Source organism: Streptomyces sp. SS8, assembly GCF_054072955.1.
In genome coordinates, this window is the sequence record NZ_JBSVCZ010000008.1 from 17,969 (window position 1) to 32,912 (window position 14,944).

General features: G+C 74.2%; 14 protein-coding genes. 5 read left to right on the forward strand and 9 right to left on the reverse strand.

What is annotated here, in order from left to right; all coding sequences use genetic code 11:
* Positions 1 to 124: 124 nt before the first annotated feature.
* Positions 125 to 334 carry a hypothetical protein gene (locus ACW69E_RS10085; protein ID WP_457497817.1) on the reverse strand — a complete coding sequence of 70 codons (210 nt, stop codon included), beginning with the start codon at positions 332 to 334 and terminating at the stop codon, positions 125 to 127.
* On the opposite strand from ACW69E_RS10085, the gene ACW69E_RS10090 reads away from it, so the two are divergent.
* Together ACW69E_RS10090 and ACW69E_RS10095 are read left to right on the forward strand one after the other, a co-directional pair.
* Complete coding sequence (locus ACW69E_RS10090; RefSeq protein WP_457497818.1) at positions 333 to 1,094, forward strand: DUF1206 domain-containing protein; 762 nt, start codon at positions 333 to 335, stop codon at positions 1,092 to 1,094. The genes ACW69E_RS10085 and ACW69E_RS10090 overlap by 2 nt on opposite strands.
* Positions 1,095 to 1,294: 200 nt before the next feature.
* Positions 1,295 to 2,581: a glycoside hydrolase family 18 protein gene (locus tag ACW69E_RS10095; protein ID WP_457497819.1), complete on the forward strand. Its 1,287-nt coding sequence runs from the start codon at positions 1,295 to 1,297 to the stop codon at positions 2,579 to 2,581.
* Between the two features lie 43 nt (positions 2,582 to 2,624).
* Here the strand turns inward: ACW69E_RS10095 and ACW69E_RS10100 are convergent, their stop codons facing one another.
* The 3 genes from ACW69E_RS10100 to ACW69E_RS10110 form a co-directional block, all read right to left on the reverse strand.
* A complete protein-coding gene (locus tag ACW69E_RS10100) occupies positions 2,625 to 3,113 on the reverse strand; it encodes a hypothetical protein (protein WP_457497820.1) in 489 nt (162 codons plus the stop codon).
* A gap of 119 nt (positions 3,114 to 3,232) precedes the next feature.
* A complete protein-coding gene (locus tag ACW69E_RS10105) occupies positions 3,233 to 3,883 on the reverse strand; it encodes a uridine kinase (protein WP_457497821.1) in 651 nt (216 codons plus the stop codon).
* Positions 3,880 to 4,566 (reverse strand): nitroreductase family protein, encoded by a 687-nt coding sequence (locus ACW69E_RS10110; RefSeq protein ID WP_457497822.1) that lies wholly within the window; start codon positions 4,564 to 4,566, stop codon positions 3,880 to 3,882. Before ACW69E_RS10110 ends, ACW69E_RS10105 begins: the two co-directional genes overlap by 4 nt.
* A 477-nt stretch (positions 4,567 to 5,043) precedes the next feature.
* Here ACW69E_RS10110 and ACW69E_RS10115 point away from each other — a divergent pair, with 477 nt between their 5' ends.
* Complete coding sequence (locus ACW69E_RS10115; RefSeq protein WP_457497823.1) at positions 5,044 to 6,675, forward strand: ABC-F family ATP-binding cassette domain-containing protein; 1,632 nt, start codon at positions 5,044 to 5,046, stop codon at positions 6,673 to 6,675.
* A 43-nt stretch (positions 6,676 to 6,718) separates the two neighbouring features.
* Here ACW69E_RS10115 and ACW69E_RS10120 read toward each other — a convergent pair whose 3' ends face one another.
* Positions 6,719 to 7,390, reverse strand: a complete 672-nt coding sequence (locus tag ACW69E_RS10120; RefSeq protein WP_457497824.1) for a TetR/AcrR family transcriptional regulator — start codon at positions 7,388 to 7,390, stop codon at positions 6,719 to 6,721.
* A gap of 90 nt (positions 7,391 to 7,480) precedes the next feature.
* Here ACW69E_RS10120 and ACW69E_RS10125 point away from each other — a divergent pair, with 90 nt between their 5' ends.
* Complete coding sequence (locus ACW69E_RS10125; protein ID WP_457497825.1) at positions 7,481 to 8,053, forward strand: class I SAM-dependent methyltransferase; 573 nt, start codon at positions 7,481 to 7,483, stop codon at positions 8,051 to 8,053.
* A 73-nt stretch (positions 8,054 to 8,126) separates the two neighbouring features.
* Positions 8,127 to 8,849, forward strand: a complete 723-nt coding sequence (locus tag ACW69E_RS10130) for a MerR family transcriptional regulator (RefSeq protein WP_457497826.1) — start codon at positions 8,127 to 8,129, stop codon at positions 8,847 to 8,849.
* A 129-nt stretch (positions 8,850 to 8,978) separates the two neighbouring features.
* Here ACW69E_RS10130 and ACW69E_RS10135 read toward each other — a convergent pair whose 3' ends face one another.
* The 4 genes from ACW69E_RS10135 to ACW69E_RS10150 all read right to left on the reverse strand — a co-directional run bounded on the left by ACW69E_RS10135 (position 8,979) and on the right by ACW69E_RS10150 (position 14,802).
* The gene (locus ACW69E_RS10135; protein ID WP_457497827.1) at positions 8,979 to 11,171 is read right to left on the reverse strand and encodes a 3-hydroxyacyl-CoA dehydrogenase NAD-binding domain-containing protein; all 2,193 of its coding nucleotides are present in this window, start codon (positions 11,169 to 11,171) and stop codon (positions 8,979 to 8,981) included.
* A gap of 73 nt (positions 11,172 to 11,244) precedes the next feature.
* Positions 11,245 to 12,471, reverse strand: a complete 1,227-nt coding sequence (locus ACW69E_RS10140) for an acetyl-CoA C-acetyltransferase (RefSeq protein ID WP_457497828.1) — start codon at positions 12,469 to 12,471, stop codon at positions 11,245 to 11,247.
* A gap of 37 nt (positions 12,472 to 12,508) precedes the next feature.
* Positions 12,509 to 13,651, reverse strand: coding sequence for an acyl-CoA dehydrogenase family protein (locus ACW69E_RS10145; RefSeq protein WP_457497829.1), 1,143 nt, complete (start codon positions 13,649 to 13,651; stop codon positions 12,509 to 12,511).
* Positions 13,648 to 14,802, reverse strand: coding sequence for a CaiB/BaiF CoA transferase family protein (locus tag ACW69E_RS10150; RefSeq protein ID WP_457497830.1), 1,155 nt, complete (start codon positions 14,800 to 14,802; stop codon positions 13,648 to 13,650). The genes ACW69E_RS10145 and ACW69E_RS10150 overlap by 4 nt, the downstream gene beginning before the upstream one ends.
* Positions 14,803 to 14,944 lie beyond the last annotated feature (142 nt).

Here is a 14,944-nt window from a genome sequence, read left to right on the forward strand (position 1 = left end):
TTATACGGCTTATGTCCCGCCTGACGGACCCGCCCTCTCCGAGCCGGAGCCGGCCCGGACGGTCCTCCCCGGGCACCGCCGGTCGCGGTGCCGTCCGGCGACCGGGCTCGGGGAACGCCCGGCATCAGCCGCGGGTCCTGCGGTGCTCCGTGCCGCCCGCGTACGCCTTCCGCGCGGCCTGGCCGGGACCGGCCCCGCCGGGCCGCCCGCCCGTGTGCGTCGGCGCGCCCGCCGGGGGCAGACGGGGCGGTATGAGGACATCGACGAGAACATCCGCACCGGCGCAGGCGTCGATACGCGGGGGCGCCAGACGGGCGGCGCACAGCTCCGCCATGACCACGGCCGCCCGCTGGGGTCTGGCCGCCTACGGCGTGGTCTATCTGCTGATCGGTCTGCTGGCCCTGCGGATCGCCTTCGGCGACCGGGAGGGCCAGGCCGACAGCGGTGGCGCGCTGCGGGAACTGGCCCAGCAGCCGTTCGGGCGGGCGCTGGTGTGGGCGGTCGGCATCGGGCTGGCCGGGCTGGCCCTGTGGCGGCTGTCGGAGGCCCTGCTGGGCGCGGCGCGCCCGGACGGGCACACACCGAAGGAGCGGCTGCGCTCGGCCGCGCGGTGCGCGGTGCTCGCCGTGCTGTCGGCCTCGGCGATCGCCTTCGCCGCGGGGAGCGCGAACGGCGGATCGAGCGACCGGCAGTCCCAGGACCTCACCTCCCGGGTGCTCGATCTGCCCGCCGGCCGCTGGCTGGTGGGCGCGCTCGGTCTGGCGGTCGTCGCGGTCGGCGTGTGGAGCGCGGTGCGGGCGCTGCGGCGCGAGTTCCGCGAGGAACTGGGCCCGGTGCCGGCACGACTGCGCCGCACCGTGGACGTGCTGGGCGCGGCGGGCGGCCTCGCGCGCGGGCTGGTCTTCGCGGTGGCGGGCGGCTTCGCCGTCCTGGCCGCCGTGCGGTACGACCCGGACAGCGCGAAGGGCCTGGACGACTCCCTGCGCGCCCTCGCCGCCGCCCCGGCCGGCCCGTGGCTGCTGGCGGCGGTCGCCACGGGGCTGGTGCTCTACGGGCTGTTCCTCTTCGCGATGGCTCGCTGGCACAAGGGCTGACACACGGCCCGCCCGCCGGGCGCCGATCGGCGGGAGGGCCCACGGCCGCGTGTGGACTCCCGTACGGCCGTGCCCCGTCCGGAGGACGGCCGTACGGCCGTCGCGGTGGCTTTGGTGATGATCCGACCGGTGTGTCTCGGAACGGGCGCCCCTTTGTCCCGATCATGGTCCGGCCACCGAACCGGACACCTGGGAGCCCCATGACCGCCGCATCCCGTGCCGCCCGTCTGCGCCCGGCCGGCTCGTTCACCGCGGGCGCGGTGGCGGTGCTGCTCACCGCCGCGGTGGCCGCGGTCCCGTACTTCCCCTCCTGGGGGCCCGGGGAGGGCTTCCACGTCAGGGACGTCGACCGGGCCGCGGCCGGGCTCACCGTCGTCGACTACGCCTTCGGGCAGGTGTCGGACAAGGGCGTGTGCGTGGAGTCCGACGACAACCCCCGCAAGGACGCCTGGAGGGACTACCGGCGCCCGGTGCCCGCGTCCGAGTCCGTCGACGGTGCGGCCGACCGTCCCGGGCAGCGGCTCAAGGGCAACTTCAACCAGCTGCGCAAGCTCAAGAAACGCCATCCGCATCTGCGGACCGTGATCTCGCTGAAGTCCGCGCACTTCTCCGACGCCGCGCTGACGGCGGAGTCCCGCGCGAAGCTCGTCTCCTCGTGCGTGGACCTGTTCGTCAGGGGAGACCTGCCCGAGACGCCGGGCGAGGGCGGGCCCGTGGGCGGGCCGGGCGCGGCGGCCGGGGTCTTCGACGGCATCGACGTCGACTGGGAGTACCCGGCCCACCCCGGCTCCGGCGGGCACCGCCACCGCCCCGCCGACACCCGCAACCTCACGCTGCTGATGGCGGAGTTCCGCCGCCGGCTCGACGCCGCGCAGCGGCACTCCGGGCGCGATCTGCTGCTGACCGCGGCGGTCCCGCCGGACTGGCCCAAGCGCAGCCGGATCGAGGCCGCCGAGGTCGCCCGGCACGCCGACTTCCTCAGCGTCATGGCGTACGACTTCGCCGGCCCCTGGTCCCCGAAAGGCCCGACCGACCACCACGCCAACCTCTGCCCCGGGCGGAACCGGAACGTCACCAGTGGACGGCTGAGCGCCGGGCAGGCGGCCCGCGCCTACGTGGCACAGGGCGTGCCCGCGCGGAAGGTGGTGCTGGGCGTGCCGTTCTACGGCTACGGCTGGAAGGACGTGCCGCCGGACGGCCACGGACTGCACCGGCCGGCCGGTGCGGCGCTGGAGAGCCGGCCCTACCGGTTCGTCGCCCGGCAACCGGGCCGGGTCTTCCGCGACCGGGCCGCCGGGGCGGTGTGGAAGTACGACGCGGACAGCCGGACGTTCTGGACGTTCGACGACGCCTCGGTGGTACGGGCCAAGGCCACCTTCGTCCGCGAACACGGCCTCGGTGGCGTGATGATGTGGTCGCTGGACGGCGATGACGCACGCGGAACACTGCTGTCCGCCGTCGACGCGGGCCTGCGGCAAGGGAGTTGACCGGCGCGTCGCCACGCCGCGCCGCCGCCCGGCAGCCGTTGCCTCACGGCCCGAGGACCGTCTTCCGCCGGCCCGCCCCGCAGGAGAGGAGGAACCAGCTCGCACCGAGGGCGACCGCGCTCATGACGGCGGCGCAGAAGGCCACCATGACCTCGGTCCCGATGCCGGGCGGCCCCTGCTCGGCGTAGTCCTTCGAGTAGGGGCGTCCGGGGTCCTCGGCGCGGTAGACAACCTCCACCAGATCCCCGACGCGCGGTGCTCGCCCTGTGAAGCCGCCTCTCAGCCTGGCCGAGTGGCGCTCCCCTTCGGCCTCGTACGACACCCTCACCATCTTTCCCCTCATGCCCGGCGAACCTCCCGTGAAGGTGACATCGGACACCACGGCATCGGCCCGGCCGTCGAAATCCCGGTCCTCCTCTCTGCCGACATCCATGACGAGCAACACCGTGGCCAGGACGAGCGCCCCTTCCAGGGCCAGAAGGACCGCCACGGCCAGAGTCGCCACCAGACGCTTCAGCGCCGACAAGAGCATGCTCCCTCCCCTGTTCCGTCATCCCCGCTCCGGGAACGGCCAACCACAGGGCACGGGCACGGCGCCGTCAGGCGGGCGGGGGCCGAACGAGAGCCCCGCCCGTACGGCCGGGTGCCGGGTCAGCCGGTCCAGGCCGGGCGGCGGGGGTCGTCGGCACGGACGACGGCGTCGGCGGCCTGCCCCGGCCGCGCCTCCTCCTCGTAGCGGGCGAAGGCCGGCAGCGTCCAGTGCTCCTCGGCCGGGGTGCGGCGGGCCAGGGCGGCCGGGGTGAGCAGCAGGTGGACCGTCAGGTCGAAGGGGAAGCCGCGGCCGAGCAGCATCGGGCCGTCCATCACCAGCACGCCGCCGGGCGGCAGTTCGGTGTACGGGCTGCGGGTGGCGCGGTCGGTGGCCGGGTCCCACAGGTCGGGCAGCACCCGGCCGGTGCCGCCGGGGCTCAGCGGGCCGAACACCTCACGCCACAGGGCTCCGTCGTCCAGCCAGAGGTCGTAGTACGCGTCCGGGTCCCGGTGGCCGTACTCCAGGCGCAGGGAGGCCGGTCGCAGGAAGCCGGCCGCGCTCACCCGGTGCACCGGGCGGCCGCGCAGCCGCAGCGCCTCGGCCAGGTCGTCCGCCCACTCCCGCGGCCGGGCGGCCGGGGCGCCGTCCACGGCGGCGCGCAGCCAGGGCGAGCCGTCGGCGGCCTCGGCGGCGGCGAGGCGGTCGGCGAGAGTGCCGACCGCCCGCTCCCGGGTGACGGGTGTGAACGCGCCGCGGGCCGGAGGCGTCAAAGCCGCACCATGACCTGTTCCAGGTCCTTGCGGCGGATGTCGGGAACCCGTGCGCCGTCGGCCGGGTAGCCGACCGGGATGACGTACGCGGCGCGCTCCTCGGGCGGGCGGTCGCAGACCTCGTTGAGGAAGCGCATCGGGCTGGGGGTGTGGGTGAGGGTGGCCAGACCCGCCTGGTGGAGGCAGGCCAGCAGCAGGCCGACGGCGATGCCGACCGACTCCTTGGTGTAGTAGGGGCGCGGGGTGTGGGGCCCCTTGTGGACCTCGAAGACCACGATCACCGCGGGTGCGGTCTCCAGGAACGGTTTGCGCCAGTCGGTGCCCAGCGGTGCGAGGGCCTGGAGCCACTCGTCGGAGGCGCGACGGCCGTAGAACTCCCGCTCCTCGGCCTCGGCGGCCTCGCGCAGCCTCGCCCTGCGTTCGGGGTCGGTGAGGACGACGAAGCGCCAGGGCTGGACGTTCGCCCCGCTGGGCGCGGTGGCGGCGGTGCGGACGGCCCACTCCAGGACGCCGTCGGGCAGGGGACGGGCGGAGAAGTCGCGCACGGTCCGGCGGCGGGCCATCAGGTCGTGGAAGGCGCGGGCGCGGCTCCCGGCCTCCTCGGCGGGGACGTGCGGCGGCCGGTGCGGGACGGTGGGGTACGCGGCGGGCGGCTCGTCGGTGAGCCCGTTGGTACGGTCCATACGCCGCAGCACAGCACACCCGCGGGCGGCGGTAAACACCGCGGCGCGTCCGGTCGCCCGCCCGTTCGCGCGTCCGGCGGCACAGCGGCGGCGCACGGGCGGCACGGGGCTTGGGACCCAGAGCTTGGGGCAGGGCGTGAGGCACGACGGCGGAAAACCGTTTGCGGCCCCACCGTGCCCGCCCTAACGTCTTTCCCGGCCCTGTCGTCGTCGATCGGAGAAGGCCGTTGCTCGCCTGAGGTCATGAGGCACCGGACCGCCGGACGCTTGTACGTCCGCGCGGCATCCGCATGTGCGACGACCTCGGGCTGTGAGCCGCCCTCCGGAGCGACCGGGCCGTAACGGCCGACCGGACCGTCCCCGTCCAGGGGCTCCGGTCCCGCGCCTCCCGCGCGCTCCCCCTCGTCGTACGGCGTCCCCTCCCGGTGCCTCCCGCATGTCGCTCCCTTTCCGCACCGAGAGCAGCAGGAGGCCCGTATGGCGCTTTCCCCCTCCCACTCCCCCGCGCCGTCCCATCCGTCCGTCGTCTGTACCGGGGTGCGCTTCGCCTGGCCGGACGGCACCCCCGTGCTGGAGGACTTCCAGTTCTCCGCGGGCCCCGGCCGCACCGGGCTGGTCGGCCTCAACGGCGCCGGCAAGTCCACCCTGCTGAAGCTGATCGCGGGCGAGCTGACCCCGGCCGGGGGTTCGGTGCGCACCACCGGCGAGGTGGGTCACCTCCCCCAGACCGTCCACCTGGACACCGCGCTGCGTGTGGACCGGGCCCTGGGCATCGCGGAGGTCCGCGCCGCGCTGCACGCCATCGAGGCCGGGGACGCGAGCGAGGAGAACTTCACGGCCGTCGGCGACGACTGGGACGTGGAGGAGCGCGCCCGCGCGGCCCTGGAGCAGCTCGGTCTGGGGCACATCGGCCTGGACCGCACCATCGGCGAGCTCTCCGGCGGGGAGGCGGTCCTGCTGCGGCTGGCCGCGCTGCTGCTGGCCCGGCCGCGGATCCTGCTGCTGGACGAGCCGACGAACAACCTCGACATCTCCGCGCGCGGGCGGCTGTACGAGGCCGTCCGCTCCTGGAACGGGGTGCTGCTGGTGGTCAGCCACGACCGCGAGCTGCTGCGGCACATGGACCGGATCGCCGATCTGCGCGACGGCGGGGTCCGGTGGTACGGCGGGAACTTCGACGTCTACCAGGAGGCTCTGGCCACCGAGCAGGAGGCGGCCGAGCGGGCGGTGCGCGCGGCGAGGGCGGACGTCAGGCGGCAGAAGCGCGATCTGGTCGAGGCGCACGACAAGCTCGCCGGACGGATGCGTCAGGGCCGCAGGGCCGCCGCCACCGCGGGGCTGCCGAAGATCGTGGCGGGGGCGCGCAAGCGCGCGGCGCAGGTCTCGGCGGGCAAGCACCGCATCCTGCACGAGGAGCGGCTGGAGGATGCGCGGGAGCGGCTGGACGAGGCCGCCGAGGCGGTGCGGGACGACGCCGAGATCCGCGTCGACCTGCCGTCCACCGCCGTGCCGCGCGGCCGTACCGTCCTGACGCTGCGCGCCGTGGAACTGCGCTGCGGAGCCCGTGCGGAGCTGGAGTTGCGCGGTCCGGAGCGTGTGGCGCTGGTCGGGCGCAACGGCGCGGGCAAGACCACGCTTCTGCGTACGGTCGCCGGGGAGCTGGAGCCTGCGGCGGGCGAGGCGGTGGCGCACGTCCCGGTGCGGTACCTGCCGCAGCGTCTGGACGTGCTGGACGACGGGCTGTCGGTCGCGGCGAACGTGGCGCGCTTCGCACCGGGGGCGACCGAGAACCGCGTCCGGGCGCGGCTGGCGCGCTTCCTGTTCCGGGGCGCGCGGGCGGACCGCCCGGCCGGGACGCTGTCGGGCGGTGAGCGGTTCAGGGCGGCGCTGGCGGCGCTGATGCTGGCCGAGCCGGCGCCGCAGCTGCTGATGCTGGACGAGCCGACGAACAACCTCGACATGGCCAGCGTGCGGCAGCTCACCACCGCTCTGGAGGGCTACGCGGGCGCGCTGGTCGTGGCCGGCCACGATGTGGCGTTCCTGCGGGAGATCGGCATCACCCGCTGGCTGCTGCTGGACGGTGAGCTGTCCGAGACCGATCCGCTGTAGTCCGTCCCGTGGCCGGACGGCCGGGGACGGGGTGCGTCCGCGCTCAGTTCCCGGCCGTCCGGGGTTCGGCCGGCCGGGGCCCGGCGTCCCCGGTGAGCATGCGGCGGGTCAGCCGCGCGAGCCCGCTCTCCAGTTCCGTCCGGGACTCCTCGGGCAGGGCGGTGCCGCGGAAGCGGTGCGAGGCGACGAACGACAGCAGCCACCACGCGCCGGCGGCCGGGTCGAGCCCCGGTGCGATCTCGCCCGCCCGCTGCCCCTGGGCCAGCAGCGCGGTCAGCTCCTCGGCGAGGCGGCGGGTGCAGCGGCCGTAGGCCTCGGTGATCGAGGGCTCCTCGGCGAGGGCGGCGGCGTCGGCCAGCAGGGCTCCCAGGTTGCCGCGCGCGTGCATCCGGTCGATGTGGCCGGGGGCGAGGACGTGGTCGAGCAGGGTGGCCACCGAGCCGTCGCAGCAGGTGTCCAGTTCCTCGCGCAGTCCCGTGCCGACCCGGTCGGCCACCCGGTCGAGCACGGCGGCGTACAGCGCGGCCTTGGAGCCGAAGTTCTGGAAGACCACCGGTTCGCTGACGCCGACGCGGGCGGCGATCTCGGCCGTCCGGCCGCGCCGGTAGCCGAGGTCGGCGAAGACGGTGGTGGCGGCTTCCAGGATCGACGCCTTGCGGTCGGCCGCGCTCAGCCGGGTGCGGCGGGGGGTGGTGGTCGGTTCCTGCTGGGGCACGGCCCCATCGTATCCGTCCGCTTGCCCAGCGACTTAGTGACGACTAAGGTCAAAGTTGTTAGTCACCACTAAGTTCTTGGGGGAACCACCATGCCCGAAACCGCTGCCGACAGGCCCGGCCTCCTCATCAACCACCCCCGGCGCTACGAGCTGTTCAGCTCGCTCGCCCTGCCCCTGGTGCGCCGCCGGCTGTTCGAGCGGCTCGCCGAGCGGTCCGGGGTCCGTCCCGGCGACCGGGTGCTCGACGTCGGCTGCGGCACCGGGGCGCTGACCCTCGCGGTCGCCGCGGCCGTCTCACCGGACGGCACCGTGCTGGGTGTCGATCCGTCGGAGCCGATGGTGGAGCACGCTCGCCGCCTGGCCGCCCGGCGGGGCGTGAACGCGTCGTTCGCCCTGGGCGCGGCCCAGCAGCTCGACGCCGGAGACGGCTCGTTCGACGCCGTCGTCACCAGCTTCGCCGTCCACCACGTCCGCGCCGACCGGCGCGGGCACGCCTTCGCCGAGATGTTCCGCGTACTGCGGCCGGGGGGCCGTCTGCTGGTGGCGGACTTCCGCGGGCCCGCCGGCCGGCACCGGGAGATGATCGCCGCGGCCGGCTTCACCGGACTGACCCGGGGCCGGGAGCTTCCCTTCGCCCACTGGATCACGGCCACCCGCCCCTGAGGCGCCGGGACGGGGGCAGGGGCGGAGCCGGAAGAGGTTTCGCAACTGTGGTGAGACAGCAATACTGTCCGGCATGGATCCGGCTGCCTCCCTGACCGTAGACGAGCTGGCCGCGCGCGCCGGCGTCACCGTCCGCACGATCCGCTTCTACTCCACCCGGGGGCTGCTGCCGCCGCCGGAGATCGGGCCGCGGCGGGTGGGGCGGTACGGGCCCGGCCATCTGTCGCGGCTCGCGCTGATCGAGGAGCTGCAGCACCAGGGGATGACGCTGGCGGCCATCGAGCGCTACCTGCGGCAGCTGCCCCCCGACCTCAGCCCCGAGGACCTGGCCCTGCACCGGGCCCTGGTGGCCTCCTGGGCTCCGGACGCCGAGGCCGAGGCCACCCGGGAGAAGCTGGAGCGGCGGGCCGGGCGGCCTCTGACCGAGGAGGACCTCGACCGGCTCGCGGCGATGAACGTCCTGGCCCGGACCGACGACCCGGACGTCTTCCGCATAGACCCGGTGATCCTGCATCTGGGAGTGCGGCTGCTGGAGGTGCCCGTCTCGCTGAAGACGCTGCTGGCGGCGCGCGAGGTCGTCCTGGAGCACAGCCGCGAGGCGGCCCGCGAGCTGAGCAGGATGTTCAAGGAGGAGGTCTGGGAGCCCTACCGGCGGCAGGAGTCCGACCCCGAGCAGGTGGAGACGATGCGGACGCTGTCGGCCCATATGCAGCCCATGATCGTGCAGGCGCTGGTGACCGCGTTCCAGCGCTCCATGCGCGAGGAGCTGAAGGCGTCCTTCCCCGACGAGGGGTGACCCGCGCGCGGCGCGGGACGCGCCCTCCTGCGGATCGGCCCCGCCGGGGCGTGCGGGGGACGGGCACGGGAGCGGACGCCCCGCGCGCACCGGGCGGGGGCCGCGAAGGCGCCCCCGCCCGGCCGCGGCCTACGCGGCGGGCGTGTCGGTGAAGACCTCGCCCTTCTCCGCCTTCTCCACCAGCAGCGCGGGCGGCGCGAACCGGTCGCCGTAGAGCGCCTGGAGCTCGCGGGCGCGCGCGACGAAGCCGGGCAGGCCGCCCTCGTAGCCGTTGATGTACTGGAGGACGCCGCCGGTCCAGCCGGGGAAGCCGATGCCCAGGATGGAGCCGATGTTGGCGTCGGCGACCGAGGTCAGCACACCCTCCTCCAAGCAGCGCACGCTGTCGAGCGCCTCGGAGAAGAGCATCCGCTCCTTCATGTCCTCGAAGGGCACGGCCGCGCCCGCGCGGGTGAAGTGCTCACGCAGCCCCGGCCACAGGCCCGCGCGCCGGCCGTCCGCGTCGTACTCGTAGAAGCCGGCGCCGCCGCTGCGGCCGGTGCGGCCGAACTCGTCGACCATGCGGTCGATGACCTCGTCGGCCGGGTGCGGCTCCCAGGTGCCGCCCGCGGCCTCCACCGCGCGCCGCGCCTCGTTCCGGATCTTCCTCGGCAGGGTCAGCGTCAGCTCGTCCATCAGGGAGAGCACCTTGGCGGGGTAGCCGGCCTGGGCGGCGGCCTGCTCCACGGAGGCCGGGTCCACGCCCTCGGCGACGAGCGCCACGCCCTCGTTGATGAACCGGCCGATCACACGGGAGGTGAAGAAGCCGCGCGAGTCGCCCACCACGATCGGGGTCTTGTTGATCTGCCGCACCAGGTCGAAGGCGCGGGCGGTGGCCTCGTCGCCGGTGTGCTCGCCGCGGATGATCTCCACCAGCGGCATCTTGTCGACGGGCGAGAAGAAGTGCAGCCCGATGAAGTCCCGCTGCCGCTTGACGCCCTCGGCCAGCGAGGTGATCGGGATGGTGGAGGTGTTGGAGCACAGCAGCGCGTCGGGGGCGACGATGTCCTGGATCTCTGCGTACACCTTGTGCTTGAGGGCGGTGTCCTCGAAGACGGCCTCGATCACCGCGTCGCATCCGGCGAGATCGGCGGCCTCGGCGGTGGGCGTGATGCGGGCCAGCAGCGCGTCGCGCTTCTCGGGGGTGGTGCGGCCCTTGGCCAGCGCTTTGTCCAGCAGGCCGGCGGAGTAGGCCCTGCCCTTCTCGGCGGCCTCGGCGCTCACGTCCTTGAGCACGACCTCGATGCCGGCCTTCGCGCAGGCGTAGGCGATGCCCGCGCCCATCATCCCGGCGCCGAGCACGGCGACCTTGCGCACCTTGCGGGGCTCGACGCCCCGGGGGCGGCTGCGGCCGGAGTTGACGGCCTGGAGGTCGAAGAAGAACGCCTGGATCATGTTCTTGGCGGTCTGCCCGGTCGCCAGCTCGGTGAAGTAGCGCGACTCGATCGCCTGGGCGGTCTCGAAGTCGACCTGGGCGCCCTCGACGGCCGCGGCCAGGATGTTGCGCTGGGCCGGGTAGGGGGCGCCGCCGAGCTGCTTGGCGAGGTTGGCGGGGAAGGCCGGGAGGTTGGCGGCGAACTTCGGGTGGGCGGGCGTGCCGCCGGGGATCCTGTACCCCTTGACGTCCCAGGGCTGGACGGAGGAGGGGTTGGCGTCGATGAACACCCGCGCCCGCGCGAGCATCTCCTCGGAGGTGTCGACGACCTCGTGGACCAGGCCCTTGTCCATGGCCTGGCGGGGGCGGTACTGCCGGCCCTGGAGCAGGACGTTCAGCAGGGCGTCGGTGATGCCCAGCAGCCGCACGGTGCGCACCACTCCCCCGCCGCCGGGCAGCAGGCCGAGGGTGGCCTCGGGCAGGCCGATCTTCGAGCCCGGGGCGTCGAGTGCGACGCGGTGGTGGCAGGCCAGCGCGATCTCCAGGCCGCCGCCGAGGGCCGCGCCGTTGATCGCGGCGACGACGGGGACGCCGAGGGTCTCCACCCGGCGCAGGTCGCGCTTCATGGCCATGCCGCGCTCGTAGAGTTCGCGGGCCTGCTCGGGCCGTACCGCCAGCAGGTCGTTGAGGTCTCCGCCGGCGAAGAAGGTCTTCTTGGCGGAGGTGACGATGACGCCGCGGACGCTCTCGCGCTCGGCCTCCAGGCGGTCGGCGACCTCGGCGAGCGAGGCGGCGAACGCGGCGTTCATCGTGTTGGCGGACTGGGCGGGGTCGTCCAGGGTGAGGGTGACGACACCGGTGTCGTCCTGTTCCCAGCGGATGGTGGAGGGGGCTGCGGGGGCTGCCATGGTGGGTTTCGGTCTCCGTTGAGGTCTGGCTGCGTCAGTGGGTTCGGGGGGCGCGGGGCCGGTCGGGGGCCGGTCAGAGCCGCTCGACGACGGTGGCGATGCCCATGCCGCCGCCGACGCAGAGGGTGGCCAGGCCGTAGCGCAGGTCGCGGCGCTCCAGCTCGTCGACGAGGGTGCCCAGGATCATCGCGCCGGTGGCGCCCAGCGGGTGGCCCATGGCGATGGCGCCGCCATTGACGTTGACCTTCTCCATGGGCAGGCCCATGTCGCGCACGAAGCGCAGGACGACGGCCGCGAACGCCTCGTTGATCTCCACCAGGTCCAGGTCGTCGACGGTCAGCCCCGCCTTGGCCAGCGCCTTGCGGGAGGCGGGCGCCGGGCCGGTGAGCATGATGGTCGGCTCGGAGCCGGAGACGGCGGCCGAGACGATCCGGGCGCGGGGGGTGAGGCCGTACCGCTCTCCGACCTCGCGGCTGCCGATGGCCACCAGCGCGGAGCCGTCCACGATGCCGGAGGAGTTGCCCGCGTGGTGGACGTGGTCGATCTCCTCCACCCAGTGGTACTTCTGCAGCGCCACCGCGTCGAAGCCCCCCGCCTCGCCGATGGTGGCGAAGGAGGGCTTGAGGGAGGCGAGGGAGTCGGCCGTGGTGCCCGGGCGCATGTGCTCGTCGCGGTCGAGGACGACCAGGCCGTTGCGGTCGGTGACGGGGACGACCGAGCGGTCGAAGCGCCCCTCCTTCCAGGCGGTGGCCGCGCGCTCCTGCGACATCGCGGCGTACTCGTCCACGTCGCGGCGGGAGAAGCCCTCGATGGTGGCGATGAGGTCGGCGCCGATGCCCTGGGGGACGAAGGAGGTGGAGAAGCTGGTCATCGGGTCCATGGCCCAGGCGCCGCCGTCGGAGCCCATCGGCACCCGCGACATCGACTCCACGCCGCCGGCCAGGATCAGGTCCTCCCAGCCGGAGCGGACCTTGGCGGCGGCCAGGTTGACGGCCTCCAGGCCCGAGGCGCAGAAGCGGTTCTCCTGGACGCCGGCGACGGTGTCGGGCAGCCCGGCCGCGATGGCGGCGGTGCGGGCGATGTCGCCGCCCTGGTCGCCCAGGGGGGTGACGACGCCGAGCACGATGTCGTCGATGGCGGCCGGGTCCAGGCCGGGGAAGCGGCGGCGCAGCTCGTGGATCAGGCCGACGACCAGGTCGATCGGCTTGGTGCCGTGCAGGGCGCCACCGGCCTTGCCGCGCCCGCGCGGGGTGCGGATGGCGTCGTAGATGTACGCGTCGTTGCTCGCGTGGGTCGTCACGGTCGAAGTCGCCTTCCGAAAGGGGTGGGTCAGGGGATCAGGAGAGCAGGGAACGGCCGATGATCTCCTTCATGATCTCGGTCGTGCCGCCGTAGATGGTCTGGATGCGCCCGTCGGTGAACGCCCTGGCCACGGGGTACTCGCTCATGTAGCCGTAGCCGCCGTGGAGCTGGAGGCAGCGGTCGGCGGTGCGTTTTTGCAGTTCGGTAGCCCACCACTTGGCCATCGAGGCGTGGACGGCGTCCAGCCCGCCGCTGACGTGCTCCTCGATGCAGCGGTCGACGAAGGCGCGGGTGACGGCGCACTCGGTGGCCATCTCCGCCACTTCGAAGCGTACGTGCTGGAGCCGGGCGAGCGGCCGGCCGAACGCCTCGCGCCCCGTGACGTACTCGCGGGTGATCTCCAGGAGGTGCTCGGCGCCGGCGATGCCGGCCACCGCGATGGCCAGCCGCTCCTGGGCGAGCTGCGTCATCAGGTGGACGAACGCGCCGTTGAGTTCACCCAGCAGGTTCTCCTTGGGCACGCGCACGTCGTGGAAGAACAACTCGGCGGTGTCCTGGGACTTCTGGCCGATCTTGTCGAGGTTGCGGCCGCGTTCGAAGCCGGGCATGCCTCGCTCGACGACCAGCAGGCTCAGCCCCCTGGCACCGCCCTCGGGGGTCGTCCTGGCGACGACGATCACCAGATCGGCCAGGATGCCGTTGGAGATGAAGGTCTTGGAGCCGTTGAGCACCCAGTGGTCGCCGCGGTCCTCGGCCGATGTGCGGATGCCCTGGAGGTCGGAGCCCGCGCCCGGCTCGGTCATGGCGATGGCGGTGATCGTCTCGCCGGAGCAGAAGCCGGGCAGCCAGCGCTTCTTCTGCTCCTCGGTGGCCAGGGAGGTCAGATACGGGCCGATGACGTCGTTGTGCAGGCCGATCGCCAGGCCGGGCGTGCCGGCCCTGGTGAACTCCTCGGCCAGTACGGCGCCGTAGCGGAAGTCGTCCTGCCCGCCGCCGCCGTACTCCTCGGGGACGGCCACCCCCAGCAGGCCCTGGCGCCCGGCGGCGCGCCACACCTCGCGGTCGACGGCGCCCTCGCGCTCCCAGCGCTCGTAGTGCGGCAGCACCTCCCGCTCCAGGAACGCCCGGACCGTGTGCCGGAAGGCCTCGTGGTCCTCGGTGAAGATCTTCCGCTTCATCGTGAGCCTTCCTGTCGTGTGCCGGGTGTGAGTGCGGGCAGGTCCCAGTCGCGGGCCACCTCGGCGGCGTCCGCGCCGGGGACGGCCGGCGGGCGGCGCAGCGCGCCGGGGGTGGCGGAGAAGCGGGGGGCGGGGGCGGGCTGGACGGCTCCCGCGTACTCGGTGTAGGTGCCGCGGGCGGCCAGGTGGGGGTGGGCGGGGGCCTCGCGCAGGGAGAGCACGGGGGCGACGCAGGCGTCGGTGCCGTCGAAGACCTCCGTCCACTCCTGGCGGGTGCGGGTGCGGAAGCGGGCGGCGACGGCCTCGCGCAGCCCGTCCCAGCGGGCGGGGTCGTCGCGGCCGGCGGCGGTCCGCTCGTCCAGGCCGAGCAGGCGGGCGAACTCCTCGTAGAACGGCCGCTCCAGCGCGCCGACCGCCATCCAGCCGCCGTCGGCGGTCTCGTAGACGCCGTAGAAGGGGCAGCCGCCGTCCAGCAGGTTGGCGCCCCGGCGGTCCTGCCAGGCCCCGGCCGCCAGCATGCCGTGGATCATCGCCGTGAGGTGGCTGGTGCCGTCCACGATGGCGGCGTCCACGACCTGACCGTTCCCGCCCTCCGCGCGGGCGTGGTGGAGGGCTGCGAGGACGCCGACGACGAGGTAGAGGGAGCCGCCGGCGTAGTCGCCCAGCAGATTGGCGGGGATCGCGGGCGGGCCGCCGGCCGGGCCGATCATGCCCAGCGCGCCGGTGACGGCGGTGTAGCCGATGTCGTGTCCGGCGCTCGCGGCCAGGGGGCCGTCCTGGCCCCAGCCGGTCATCCGCCCGTAGACCAGTTTCGGGTTGCGGGCCAGGCACGGCCCTGGGCCGACGCCCAGGCGCTCGGCGACCCCGGGACGCCAGCCCTCGATCAGCACATCGGCGCGTTCGGCCAGGCCGAGTACGGCGTCGGGGCCCTCCGGTGCCTTGAGGTCGACCACCACCGAGCGCTTGTTGCGGCCGGTGACGTCGCGGGCGGGGTCGATGCCCAGGGGCTGCCCACCGGGCCGGTCGACGCGGACGACGTCGGCGCCGAGGTCGGCCAGGAGCATCCCGGCGAACGGGCCGGGGCCGATGCCCGCCAGCTCCACCACCCGCACCCCGGCCAGTGGGCCGGGGCCTGTGCCTGCCGCTGCCATCCGGTCTCCAACCGTCCGGGCCGCCGCGCCGCGACCGTATGACACCAATGATGTAACACCGGCGATGCTAAGAACACGTTCCACTTTCCACAACCCCTCACGGGGACGCACGCGGAACGCTGTGCCCGTGCCCTGCGCCCCC